This is a genomic window from Rhodococcus sp. T7 (assembly GCF_009872365.1).
In the GTDB taxonomy this organism is placed as follows: Bacteria; Actinomycetota; Actinomycetes; order Mycobacteriales; family Mycobacteriaceae; genus Rhodococcus_F.
In genome coordinates, this window is the sequence record NZ_WXYH01000072.1 from 1 (window position 1) to 11551 (window position 11551).

The 11551-nt window shown below is 66.8% G+C and carries 13 protein-coding genes and 1 pseudogene; 5 read left to right on the top strand and 9 right to left on the bottom strand.

Features of this window, described 5'->3' with window-relative positions; all coding sequences use genetic code 11:
• Positions 1–151: 151 nt before the first annotated feature.
• From dnaJ to MLGJGCBP_RS51605, 4 genes are all read right to left on the bottom strand, one after another.
• Complete coding sequence (gene dnaJ / locus MLGJGCBP_RS09755) at positions 152–1336, bottom strand: molecular chaperone DnaJ (RefSeq protein WP_160095135.1); 1185 nt, start codon at positions 1334–1336, stop codon at positions 152–154.
• 106 nt (positions 1337–1442) lie between these two features.
• Positions 1443–2288, bottom strand: coding sequence for a nucleotide exchange factor GrpE (gene grpE / locus MLGJGCBP_RS09760; RefSeq protein ID WP_160095137.1), 846 nt, complete (start codon positions 2286–2288; stop codon positions 1443–1445).
• Positions 2288–4153 carry a molecular chaperone DnaK gene (gene dnaK / locus MLGJGCBP_RS09765; protein WP_160095139.1) on the bottom strand — a complete coding sequence of 622 codons (1866 nt, stop codon included), beginning with the start codon at positions 4151–4153 and terminating at the stop codon, positions 2288–2290. Before dnaK ends, grpE begins: the two co-directional genes overlap by 1 nt.
• A 297-nt stretch (positions 4154–4450) precedes the next feature.
• Positions 4451–5104, bottom strand: a complete 654-nt coding sequence (locus MLGJGCBP_RS51605; protein WP_236581000.1) for an alpha/beta fold hydrolase — start codon at positions 5102–5104, stop codon at positions 4451–4453.
• Between the two features lie 280 nt (positions 5105–5384).
• On the opposite strand from MLGJGCBP_RS51605, the gene MLGJGCBP_RS09775 reads away from it, so the two are divergent.
• Positions 5385–5576: a hypothetical protein gene (locus MLGJGCBP_RS09775; RefSeq protein ID WP_236581001.1), complete on the top strand. Its 192-nt coding sequence runs from the start codon at positions 5385–5387 to the stop codon at positions 5574–5576.
• Between the two features lie 67 nt (positions 5577–5643).
• Here MLGJGCBP_RS09775 and MLGJGCBP_RS09780 read toward each other — a convergent pair whose 3' ends face one another.
• Positions 5644–6108 (bottom strand): DUF6292 family protein, encoded by a 465-nt coding sequence (locus MLGJGCBP_RS09780; RefSeq protein ID WP_236581002.1) that lies wholly within the window; start codon positions 6106–6108, stop codon positions 5644–5646.
• A gap of 239 nt (positions 6109–6347) precedes the next feature.
• Between MLGJGCBP_RS09780 and MLGJGCBP_RS51610 the strand changes: the two genes are divergently transcribed.
• A complete protein-coding gene (locus MLGJGCBP_RS51610; RefSeq protein WP_236581003.1) occupies positions 6348–6539 on the top strand; it encodes a transcription antitermination regulator in 192 nt (63 codons plus the stop codon).
• 350 nt (positions 6540–6889) lie between these two features.
• Complete coding sequence (locus MLGJGCBP_RS54235; RefSeq protein WP_442972086.1) at positions 6890–7291, top strand: DUF3052 family protein; 402 nt, start codon at positions 6890–6892, stop codon at positions 7289–7291.
• Here the strand turns inward: MLGJGCBP_RS54235 and MLGJGCBP_RS51615 are convergent.
• Together MLGJGCBP_RS51615 and MLGJGCBP_RS09795 are read right to left on the bottom strand one after the other, a co-directional pair.
• Complete coding sequence (locus MLGJGCBP_RS51615; RefSeq protein WP_236581004.1) at positions 7202–7429, bottom strand: hypothetical protein; 228 nt, start codon at positions 7427–7429, stop codon at positions 7202–7204. The two genes, MLGJGCBP_RS54235 and MLGJGCBP_RS51615, sit on opposite strands and share 90 nt — an antisense overlap.
• A 160-nt stretch (positions 7430–7589) precedes the next feature.
• Complete coding sequence (locus MLGJGCBP_RS09795) at positions 7590–8090, bottom strand: MerR family transcriptional regulator (RefSeq protein ID WP_160095143.1); 501 nt, start codon at positions 8088–8090, stop codon at positions 7590–7592.
• Positions 8091–8223: 133 nt separating this feature from the next.
• On the opposite strand from MLGJGCBP_RS09795, the gene MLGJGCBP_RS09800 reads away from it, so the two are divergent.
• Positions 8224–8649, top strand: coding sequence for an Hsp20/alpha crystallin family protein (locus tag MLGJGCBP_RS09800; protein WP_160095149.1), 426 nt, complete (start codon positions 8224–8226; stop codon positions 8647–8649).
• A gap of 37 nt (positions 8650–8686) precedes the next feature.
• Positions 8687–9029 (top strand): annotated as a pseudogene (locus MLGJGCBP_RS53710) (hypothetical protein).
• A gap of 468 nt (positions 9030–9497) precedes the next feature.
• On the opposite strand, the gene MLGJGCBP_RS53205 reads toward MLGJGCBP_RS53710, so the two are convergent.
• Positions 9498–9620 (bottom strand): hypothetical protein, encoded by a 123-nt coding sequence (locus MLGJGCBP_RS53205; RefSeq protein ID WP_268960734.1) that lies wholly within the window; start codon positions 9618–9620, stop codon positions 9498–9500.
• Positions 9621–9683: 63 nt separating this feature from the next.
• Positions 9684–11468, bottom strand: a complete 1785-nt coding sequence (locus MLGJGCBP_RS09810; RefSeq protein ID WP_160095145.1) for an AMP-dependent synthetase/ligase — start codon at positions 11466–11468, stop codon at positions 9684–9686.
• Positions 11469–11551: the final 83 nt, after the last annotated feature.

Genomic DNA, 11551 nt, shown 5'->3' on the forward strand with positions numbered 1-11551 from the left:
GGAACCAACCTCAGTGACAACTCATCTACCACGCGTCACATTATGTCCCACACATCACTTCATCCACATGAGACACGCTCTAAATGGCATCGAAGGCGCAGCCGACAAACTCCTTGCCGATTTGCCACAACATGATCAAGCAGCCGCAACCCTACCGGCGGCCGACCCAGTCGGCGCGGGGGTCGAATCCGGTGGCCTTCTCGGCCTTCTCGTAGGCGCGCAGAGCGTCGATGGCCTTCTGGTCGAGCCCGGAGGGCACCGCGACCTGCACGGTCACCCGCAGATCGCCCGATGGCCGGCCGCGGTGGGGGACGCCGCGTTCGCGTAATCGGAAGGTGCGACCGGGCGGGGTGCCGGCGGGGAGCTTCACGCTGACCCGCCCGTCGAGGGTGGGCACCGAGATCGTGGTGCCGAGGGCGAGTTCGGCGAACCCGACCGGGACGGTGACCGTGAGATCGTCGCCGTCGCGGCCGAAGACCGGATCCGGGTCCACCCCGACGGTGACGTACAGATCCCCCGACGGGGCGCCGCGCAGTCCGGGTTCGCCGTGCGCGGGCAGCCGGATGCGTTGGCCGTCGGTCACTCCGGGCGGGATGCGGACGTTGATGGTGCGGGTGCGGTGCCCGACCCCGGTGCCCTGGCAGTCCGTGCAGGGGAAGTCGACGAGCACCCCGGTGCCGCGGCAGTCGTCGCAGGATTCGCTGAACCCGAAGCCGCCCTGATTGCGGGTGAGGGTTCCGGCGCCGCTGCACGAGGGGCACCGCCGCGGCTGGGTTCCGGGCCCGGCGCCGCTGCCGTGGCAGCTGGTGCACGCCGTGGGTCCGCTGACCTGCAGTGGCAGCACCAGCCCGGTGACGGCCTGCCGGAACGGCAGCCGGGTCTCGGCCTCGACGTCGCTGCCCCGCCGCGGACGCGACGAGGCGGTGGTGCGGAATCCGCTGCGGTGGAACAGGTCCCCGAACATGTCTCCGAACCCGGCCTCGCCGGAGAAGGCGGAACCCTCGCCGCCGAACAGGTCGGAGAAGTCGAACCCGCCCATTCCGCCGGCCGGCCGCGCCCCTGCGCCGGCGCGGGTGCCGGCCCGCCGAAACGCCCCGGACCGGTACAGCTGCCGGGTCTTGTCGTACTCGGCGCGGGTGGCCGGGTCGGAGAGCACCGCGTGCGCCTCGCTGACCGCCTTGAACCGTTCCCCGGCCGCCTTGTCGCGCGGGTTGGCGTCCGGGTGCAGTTGCCGGGCCAACTTGCGGTAGGCACTCTTGATCTCCTCCGCTGACGCCGTCGACGGCACACCCAGGTCGGCGTAGAAGTCCCGTTCGATCCACTCCTGCTGCGTCACAGCGAATCTCCTCCCTCTCTCGTCCGTGGTGCACGACCGCCGACCGCCGACCGCCGCCAGGCCGGGCGGACCGATGATAGGGAGCGGCACCCGGTCCCGGGGCACCTCACCCGCAGCGGTAGGGGTTCGGGCTCGGGTTCTCGGGCCCGGCACCGCGGTCCTCGGTCGGGTCGGCCGACGGTTCAAGGTCGGCCGAACCGGTGTCCGGGAAGGCATCGGACAGGCTTGTCCCGGGCGCCTGCTCGGGTTCTGGTGGATCGTCCGGGTCGTTGTTCTCGTACTGGTCGCGGTCGATCACGGTGACCAGTGCCGTCCGCAGCACCTTGTGTCCGCCGAAGGTGTAGCCGAGGCGTAGCACGGTGTCGACGACCAGGTCGGTGCCGTGGCCTTCGTGGCTGGCGGCCTCGTGCAGGGTGGGATCGAATCGGTCCCCACGTTCGGCGAACGCGGCCACCCCCATCGTTGTGAGGATGGATCGGATCTTTCGAGACAGACTGTGCAGCGGCTCGCGGGCAGTGTCGCCGTGTTCGCGGGCCCAGTCCAGGTCGTCGAGAACCCCGAGGAACTGAGCGGCGACCACTGCTTTAGCGTTCTCCGCGTACGACTCACGGTCACGGTCGACCCGTCGCCGGTAGTTGGCGTACTCGGCCTGCACGCGTTGCAGATCGGCGGTCAGCTCTGCCACCCGGTCGGCCTCGGCCTGCCGGGACTCCGGCCGCGGCGCACCCGGTCCCCGGGGCGCGGTGCCCGCTTTATCGCCCAGCGTCGGTTTCGTCCCTCGGTCCGTGTGCGCGGTCCGGGATCCGGGTGTGTCCTCGCGGACCTGCCCGGTGGCCGGGTCGATGCGGCGGCGGTCGGTGATCGCGATCGGTTCGTGCGGCGGCTGCCGCCCGTTCCCCCTCTCACGTCCTGCCTTCTCGAAACGTCCTTGTTCGTTCTGTGGTGTGCTCATCAGCGTCCCTCCCGGGGTTCGTCCACCACCTCCGCGTCGACGACCTCGTCGTCGCCGCCCTTCCCGTTCCCCGACGCACCCGCACCGGTGCCGTCACCGCCGCCCGTCCCGCCTTCCGAGGCGGCCTGGGCCGCGTAGATCGCCTGACCGAGGGCTTGGGACTCGGTGCCCAGTTTCTCCACGGCGGTCTTGATCGCACCGATGTCGGTGCCGGCCAACGCGTCCTGGACGTATTTGATCGCGGACCGGACCTTCTCTTTGACGTCGCCGGGTACCTTGTCCTCGTTGTCCTTGATGAACTTCTCGGTTTGATACACCAGCGACTCGGCCTGATTGCGGGTCTCGGCCTCCTCCCGGCGGCGGCTGTCCTCGGCGGCGTGCGCCTCGGCGTCGCGGATCATCCGGTCGATGTCCTCCTTCGACAGCGCCGAGCCCTCCTGGATGCGGATCCGGTTCTCCTTGCCGGTGCCCTTGTCCTTGGCTGTCACGTGCACGATGCCGTTCGCGTCGATGTCGAAGGTGACCTCGATCTGCGGCACCCCCCGTGGGGCCGGCGGAATCCCCGCCAGCTCGAACGAACCGAGCAATTTGTTGTGCGAGGCGATTTCGCGCTCACCCTGGAACACCTGGATCTGCACCGACGGCTGATTGTCGTCCGCGGTGGTGAAGGTCTCCGAGCGCTTGGTCGGGATGGTGGTGTTGCGCTCGATGAGCTTGGTCATCACGCCGCCCTTGGTCTCGATGCCGAGCGAGAGCGGGGTGACGTCGAGGAGCAGCACGTCCTTGACCTCACCGCCCAGGACCCCGGCCTGCAGGGCGGCGCCGACGGCGACGACCTCGTCCGGGTTGACGCCCTTGTTCGGTTCCTTCCCGCCGGTGAGCTCACGCACCAGGTTCGTCACCGCGGGCATCCGGGTGGACCCACCGACGAGCACCACGTGGTCGATGTCCTTGACGGAGATCTTCGCGTCCTTGATCACCGATTGGAACGGGGCCCGGGTGCGGTCGAGGAGATCGGACGTGATCTTCTCAAACTCGCTGCGGGAGAGTTGCTCGTCGAGGAACAGCGGGTTCTTGTCCGTGTCGACCGTGATGTAGGGCAGGTTGATTGAGGTGCTCTGCGAGGAGGACAGTTCGATCTTGGCCTTCTCCGCGGCCTCCCGCAGTCGCTGCATCGCCATCTTGTCCTTGGTCAGGTCGAACCCGCTGCTCGCCTTGAACTTCTCGGCCAGCCACGTCACGATTCGGTCGTCCCAGTCGTCACCGCCGAGGTGGTTGTCGCCGGAGGTGGCGCGGACCTCGACGACGCCCTCGCCGATTTCGAGCAGCGAGACGTCGAAGGTGCCGCCCCCGAGGTCGAAGACCAGGATGGTCTGTTCCTTCTCACCCTTGTCCAGGCCGTAGGCCAGGGCGGCCGCGGTGGGTTCGTTGATGATCCGCAGGACGTTCAGTCCGGCGATCTGGCCGGCTTCCTTCGTGGCCTGACGTTGGGCGTCGTTGAAGTACGCGGGGACGGTGATCACCGCGTCGGTGATGTTCTCTCCGAGGTACGATTCCGCGTCCCGCTTGAGTTTCATCAGCACACGGGCGCTGATTTCCTGTGCGGTGTAGTTCTTGTCGTCGATCGCGACCGTCCAGTCGGTGCCGATCTCCCGTTTCACCGATCGCACGGTCCGGTCCACGTTGGTGACGGCCTGGTTCTTGGCGGGCTGGCCGACCAGCACCTCACCGCCGCGGGTGAACGCCACCACCGACGGTGTGGTGCGTGACCCCTCCGAGTTGGCCACCACCACCGGGTCGCCGCCCTCGAGTACGCACACCACCGAGTTGGTGGTACCCAGATCGATTCCCACCGCCCGTGCCATGACGTTCCCTCCTCATACCCCGGGCACGCCGTGGGCGCACCCGCCGAAAGGCTTCCGTTGACAGTTCAATTTTCTCTCCGTACAACAACCGAGGTCAAGAAAATATGCCGCAAATACAGCATGTTTTCTCCAGCAAATTTAGGGACCGGGGGAGCGGCGTGCCAGGTGTGGCGGCACCGTGTCAGGCGGTCGCGGCGGTGCGGGGGGTGGCAGGCGGTGCCGGTGAGGAAGTCGTCGATCAGTGCGCCGGTGGCCCGGGGCCATTGAACTGCGGCAGGTGTCCGCAGTCCGGCAGGGTTACGGACCGCACCTGCGGGACGGTGGCGGTGAGCCGGCGGGCACGGGGGGGCGGGGACCACGGTGGCGCCGGCGCCCCACACGCACAGGGTTGGCACCGCCAGCTGCGGCAGGCGGCCCAGACCCCCGTGTCGCCGGACGGTGCGCCGAGATAGAGGCGAGGGTGGCCGACCAGAGGGCCCGCCGGTGTCCGGGTCGTTGCAGGGCGATCTCCCATTCGTCGGCGGCGGCGTCGAACCAGTGCCGGGGAACCTGGCCCGGGTCGGCGGTCAAAGTGTGGTGGGCGCCGCGGGTGCCCTCGTGCAGCAGCCGGTGAGGAAACGCGATCGGTAGCCGGGTGAGATCGGCGGGTAGCCGGCGGGGGAGCGTAGTCCGGGGCCGTTGCCTCCCGGCGGCCGGCGCCGGGCACAGCAACACCAGGGAACGGGCCGTATCGGGTGGGCGCAGAGCGAGTTCGAGGGCAACCCGGCCGCCCAGCGAGTGCCCGATCGCTGCAGCAGTGGGTGCGCCGCCGGTGTCTAGGAACGCGCGCAGCCAGCGCTGCAACTGCGCGGGGTCGTAATCCCAGCTCGGTGCCGCCGACGAGCCGAAGCCGGATAGGTCCGGGGCGAGTACCCGATGGTGCGGGGCCAGTGTGGCCAGCACCGGCAGCATCAGCGTGCTGGTCGCACCCAGGCCGTGCGCAGCACCACCGCCAGCACACCGTCGCGCACCCGCTCGGGCAGCGCCGCCATCAGAGCATCGCCCAGATCGTCGAAAATCTCCTCCCATCACGCAGGCCTGACTGTCCTGGATGCACCACCCTTCCGACAAAAACCTTTCCAATCCGACCAGAGTTTCTCTGGTAATCGTGCGAGGTCGATGCCATAATGAAAGCCACTCCGGCAGGCTTCGGGCGGTCGGCGCCCGCCACATGTGGTCGGGGGTGGTGAGGATGACGGACGAAACACTTGTGGCACTGAAGAACTACGAATACCTAATCCTCGAGCACGGCTGCGAGAACGTCAGCCTGGTCTGGCACACCGATTCGGTAATCTTCGGCGACGCCGGCTGCGCGGACATCGACATGCTCGCCCAGCCGGGGTTCACCCCAGCCACCGAATGCTTCGCCAACCACCGCGACTGACATTCGAGGGGATGTCGGCTCCGGCCTCGAGAGGAGCCGCCGTTCCCATTGCCCAGTCCCGGCCCGATTACCCGTCACCAACCGGGCGCGACCCGCGATCGGCGGTGCCGAGCCGATGGGCGAGAGTGGGCACCGGGAAGGCGTCCCGGTCACGGTATTCGAGGTGCAGCAGGTCCGCGACGAACTCGTCGGTGCGGTCGGCGATGACCTCCGGTGGCGGGTGGCGGCCGATCCCGATCCCGCCGATAATCAGGATCCGATCGGTGCGCTGGCCCTCGATTCCCAGCGCCCACCCGATGTGAGGGTTCCAGGCGATCAGGATGTGGCGGCCGCTGTAGTACCGGAACTGTTTCGACAGCACGACCACGGCATCGAAGGTGACCGCGTCCCATCGGCGGATCGATTCAGCGTTCAGTGCCCGCGCGACCGTGTACACGCAGGCATGAACGTCGGGGGTATCGCCGGCACCGGCGCCGCGCTTCATCGTGACCACTTCCTCCACCGCGACACAACCCATCGTCTGCGGTGACATCGAAATTACCCGATCTCCCCTGGTCAGGTCGATGAACGGTACACCCGGCGCCCACATCCGCCCTGGGGATGGGAGCAGGGTGATGTCTGGGGTCGGGCCCAGTCGGGCACGACCCCCACACACCTGCCCCCAGACTTCGACGGAGGCGTCCTCGAGGGCGGCACTGCACAGTCACCACGACCACGACTCATCCCCGCGGCCCGGGATCGCGTACCCGCGCCCTCGACACCGCCGAGGGGGTGCTGACCGGAATCCACCGCATCGGGACCGCGGCCGCCTTCGACGAACTGGTGAATCCGGCCCGCCGCCACGGCATGTCCGTCGTCGCCCTCGCCGAGGCTTTGGTCGTGCTTGCCAGCGGAAACGAGGCACCCGAGCCGACCGTCGCCCGCGCTGCCCGGACCGAATGGCGTGCACTGTTGCGGCCCTGAACCTGCAACGCGCCGTCGAGGGGTAGGTGCTCACAGGTTTTCGGTGATCGGACCGGCGGATACTCCGCCAGAACCACCGTCCGAGTTCTTTCGGACACAACGCGATTTGGTCGTAGGACCCATCAACCTTCGGTGACCGATAGGGCACTCACTCCGGTTGGTGGGTCACCAAGCCCCCACTTAGCCCACCGCGACCGATCGGAACGCACGGGCGAGACCTTGCGCGTGAGGTCGCGAGTCCACTGCCGGGGCGTGAGTGCGGAAGGAGGAGATGGACGATGTCGACGGCGGGGCACGCCGGCGGTCAGTCCACCGACCTGTGCCTGACCGAGGAGATGATGGTGTAGGAACTGGGGTGGGACGACGACGTCGACGAGGAACTGCGCCGACGTCCGAGCACACCTGGGGGACGAGTTGGCCGACGACAACTCGGCGAGAGTGTCGACGTGGTGTTGCTGTGGTGGCGCAGCGGCGACGGTGACCTCGCCGACGAGTTGATCACCGACCGCGCCGAGTTGTCCGGCACCGGTTTTCGTGTGGTTGATGACACCGACAACGGCCCGCCCGATCACGTGGACCCGGTGGCGGTGAGCGAGCCGCCGACCTCGCCTGGCTGCACGTCACCTCCCGGATCTACTGGCGCGATTGGCTCGGGACCCGGCTCACCCAGTCCAGCTCACCCACCCCTCGTGCACGCTCGTCCTCCCCACCAGCCTGCTCGGTGGCGACAGGCACAGGGACTCGGCGGGTGACGATGCCACCCGGACCAGCCCGAGGTCATCCAGCGCCCCCGGCGGATGGGCCGATGTGACGATCGTTGCGTCCCCCGCGGCGCCGCCCACACCGCGCTGACCCATCACCATCACCCATCGGTGGATCACGGTGTGCATGGTCCGGCCCCGGCGTCGGGGGGTTACGTCGGGGCCGAAATTCCTCGAATCCAGGACTCGATGGAGGGATTACTCGAGGAACACCGTCGAGAATTCGCCGCACCGGGGACGGTAAGCAGCACCCCTTTGCCCAGGTAGCGTGGGATAACCTGCCTCCCAGTCAGTTGTGGTCGTCGGTGGCGCGCTCCCGGGACGGGCCGTCCCGCAGTGGCGTTCGCTGCCCGGCGGCCGGACGCCGCCGGCGACCCACCCGGCCGGTCTCCGGCTGCGCTGCCGCCTCATCGGTGGAGGCGGTGTGCGCGGTGTCGTCCTCCGCGCCGGATGCGGTGTGTTCGGCGCGCAGTTGGGCGTTGTCCGCTTCCAGCCGGCGGTTGTCGCGTTCGAGGTCGCCGGTGCGGGTCTCGAGGTTGAGTACCCGGCCGATGCCGACGAGGTTGACACCGGCGTCGATGAGCTCGGCAATGCGTTTGAGCCGGGCCAGGTCGTGATCGCTGTAGCGGCGGGTACCCCCGGCGGTGCGGCCGGGGGTGATCAGTCCGTAGTCCTCGTACAGGCGCAGCGCCGCAACCCCGAACCCGGACAGCTCGGCGGCCACCGATATGCCGTAAACACCACGCACCGATGGTGTTTCAATCTCGGGCTGCTCGGATTTCTCGGACACTTTTTCGCTCCGATCGGGAATTTTCTCGTACAATCCCTTGTCATAGTCTACGGCAGATGCTATAACGAACCTACAGCATCTGCTGGAAGTTTACCTGATGGGATGAAAGTATTTCTGGAGGTAGGTGGACATGATGTTGATGCGCACGGATCCGTTCCGCGACCTCGACCGTCTGACGCAGCAGATCCTCGGTACCGCGGCCCGTCCGGCGGTGATGCCGATGGACGCCTGGCGTGAGGACGACCGGTTCGTGGTGGAGTTCGATCTGCCCGGCGTGAACGCCGACTCGCTGGATCTGGACGTCGACAAGAACACTCTGACGGTGCACGCCGAACGACCCGCACTCGATGAGAAGCGGGAGATGGTCGCGGCGGAGCGTCCGCGCGGGGTGTTCAGCCGGCAATTGTTCCTCGGCGAGAACCTCGATGCGGAGAAGATCGAGGCGAATTACGACGCCGGGGTGCTGCGGTTGACGATTCCGGTCGCCGAAAAGGCCAAGCCCCGCAAGATCGAGATCACCAGCAATGGTCATTCCGAGAAGAAGGCTGTCAGCGCCTGAGACGAGATGAACAGGTTCGGGAGGGGGTGAGCAGAAGATGACACCGGTCAACAGGGTCGCAGAGGTGAACGCCACCGACACGAAAGAGCGCCCCGAATGCGAGATGGTGTGGCCGTGGCACGAACTCGAATATGCACTACTCGTGGCCGATTCGGACCGCATCCTCGCCGATGCGCTGACGCCGCAGGCCGCTGTCCTGCTCAATCAGGTGGCCACCGCACCGGCCGGTCCTCCGCGGCCATCTCCTCCCACCTCGCCGGGGTGGACGGTGACGGCCCCGCCGGCTCCCGAAATCCGGGCCACGCAACGCTCACCTCCGAGACCGAGATCCCATTTATTCACAGTCGAGCGCACTCACATGTCGAGCACGAAAGGGGTGATGAACCCAGAAGAGTGCATCCACTGACCAGTTCGCCCGCTGCCGTCTGGTTCACCTGTTATTTCCTCCCGCGCGGCGCGGCGAACCCCCTTTTCGAGCACACCGCCCGGCACCGCCGACCCACCGAGTGAGAAAAACGACGGCGCCGACCGTCAATCCGACACCCCGTAATCGTGTCGGATTCAACCGGGGCGCAACGCCATTGACTGGCAGACGGTACCACCCAGCCGCCGCCACTCAGCGTCGCCGGGTGACCGCGATCAACGTCGTCCATACCGGTGCGGGGATGCCGGCGCCGGGGCCGCGCCGAGACCATCCGGCAACTGCTCAACGCCGCCCGCGCCGACCGCCTGGCCAGGGTGAAGGAGCGGGTGGCGCAGGTGGTACCAAGGATCCCGGTGACGGGGTGGCAGACAGGGGCTTCGGCTACTGGTCGTTCACCGCGGCGAACGACCCAGTAGTGATCTTGTCAGTGTCGGTCGGTGAGTGCCTGGCTGAGTGTTCGCAGCCCGTCGGCGTCGAGGTAGTCGACGAGGGCGTCGGCCGAGCGTGACCGGGTTGGTCTCCATGCGGCGAAACGTGGATACGACACGGCACCTCCGTGGCTTCGGAACGGAACATGGACCTCGGGTCGATTGGGGCTGCTGCACTCCTGTCAAATTTGTTCATATAGTGCGGTGATCTGATCGGCGTACTTCTTCGAGATCGGCTTGCGGCGAAGCTTCATCGTGGGGGTTAGCTCGTCGCTGCCGGCGTCCCAGTAGGCGTCGATCAGTCGGTGCCGCTTGATCTGCTCGACCCGGGACAAGGTTGCGTTTCCGGCTTCGACACCCGCCGCAACGAGGGCCTGCACCTGCTCGTTGCGGGCGAGTGTGGCCGCGGAGTGATCCTTCAGCCCGAGTCTGCCTGCTAGCGCGGCCGCTGCGTCCGGATCGAGTGCGATGAGCGCAACGTTGTACGGTCGGCCATCGCCGATGGCCACAACGGACGCAATAAGTGGGCAGGCCGCCTTGATCGCGTTCTCGATGTTGGCAGGCGACATGTTCTTTCCCGCCGCGTTGATGAGGATCTCTTTCTTGCGGTCGACAATGCGGACGTATCCGTCCTCGTCGATTGTCGCGATGTCGCCGGTGCGAACCCACCCTGCCGTGTCGATGGCTTCCGTCGTCAACTTGGGTGAACTGCGATATCCGTCGAAGCACACCGGACCACGGATGAGGAGCTCTCCGTCAGTGGCCAGCTTCACCTCGTTGCCAGGTAGGACAGTTCCGACAGTGCCCAACCGGATGGCGTCGGGTGGATTGATCGTTCCGATTCCGGTGGTCTCGGTCATTCCCCAGACTTCCACCACGCGCACTCCAATTGCGAGAAAGAACTCGAGGGTATCGGCGGAGATCGGTGCCGATCCGCAGAGGGAGACGCGTGCTTGGTCCAGGCCGATGGCTGATCGAAACTCTGCCAGCACCGATTTGTCGAGCAGTTCCCATTCGGCAAGGTCTGAGACCGGGAGCTCGTCGCCCGCGAGAACCGCCCGTGTCCTGAGCTTCCCGAGTTCGATCGCCCTCTGCGCGGTTGCCTGGCGTTCAGCGTCCGGCTCATTGGTGATCATTGCTTCCAGGGCTGCCCGGAACTTTTCCCAGACTCGGGGGACCGCGAACCACACAGTCGGGCGGGTGTCAACCAGTGCAGGCAATATGGACTTAGCATCGTCGACGTAGGTGACCTGCATTCCCAGGATGGCCATCCAGTAGAGGCTGGAGACGCGGTCTGCGATGTGTGCGGCTGGCATGAAGGAGGTGATTCGGTCCCCGAACCGGATCGGGATCACCTCGTTGAGGCCCTGCGCTGCTGTCACGACGTTGGAGTGGGAGATGCGGACTGCCTTGGGATTGCCCGTGGTACCCGAGGTGTAGATCAGAGTCAATGTGTCGTCGGGCGTGACGCTTTGCCATGTCCCCTCGAAGTCGAATCCGTGCGCCGTCATGGCCTCCACCTGGTCGACCGTGAGGTCTGCGTCGGCGGAGGGCCCGTCGATGGAAACAACGTAGTCGAGAGGGGCGGCGCTCCGTCGCACTGTATCGAGCATTTGCTCCTCGCAGATCATGATTCGCGCCCCGGAGTGGTTGAGCACGTAGGACAGCTGTTCCGCGGACGACGTGTTGTACACCGAGAGGGTTGCCGCGCCAAGGTGCATTGCGGCGCTGTCGATGAGTGCGAACTCCGGCTTGTTCCGCATCATTAATGCGATGACGTCGCCGCGACGAACGCCGAGTGCGTGCAACCCCTCGGCGAGGCCGCGGACTCTGCGGGAGTACTCCCCCCACGTCACGCTGATTAGATCGCGGGGCGTTCTGAAAGCCACGGCGTCAGGGTCGATCCGAGAGGTCAGCTGGAAGGCTGCGCAGACAGTGGCGGCGCCGCCGCTGGTCGTATTGGTCATTCTGGTCTCCTAGTACTGCAACGGCACTTATGGGAGGTGGCCGCGGCGTCGGTAGTGGGAGGTGCGGGCCTGGTGTTGTCGGC

Coding starts and splice junctions, on each gene's coding strand:
- MLGJGCBP_RS09780 (WP_236581002.1), bottom strand. CDS start 6,108: ATGTCACCGCAGACGATGGGTTGTGTCGCGGTGGAGGAAGTGGTCACG.
- MLGJGCBP_RS51605 (WP_236581000.1), bottom strand. CDS start 5,104: ATGCTGCCGGTGCTGGCCACACTGGCCCCGCACCATCGGGTACTCGCC.
- MLGJGCBP_RS09800 (WP_160095149.1), top strand. CDS start 8,224: ATGTTGATGCGCACGGATCCGTTCCGCGACCTCGACCGTCTGACGCAG.
- MLGJGCBP_RS09775 (WP_236581001.1), top strand. CDS start 5,385: ATGACGGACGAAACACTTGTGGCACTGAAGAACTACGAATACCTAATC.
- dnaK (WP_160095139.1), bottom strand. CDS start 4,153: ATGGCACGGGCGGTGGGAATCGATCTGGGTACCACCAACTCGGTGGTG.
- MLGJGCBP_RS51615 (WP_236581004.1), bottom strand. CDS start 7,429: ATGCACACCGTGATCCACCGATGGGTGATGGTGATGGGTCAGCGCGGT.
- MLGJGCBP_RS09810 (WP_160095145.1), bottom strand. CDS start 11,468: ATGACCAATACGACCAGCGGCGGCGCCGCCACTGTCTGCGCAGCCTTC.
- grpE (WP_160095137.1), bottom strand. CDS start 2,288: ATGAGCACACCACAGAACGAACAAGGACGTTTCGAGAAGGCAGGACGT.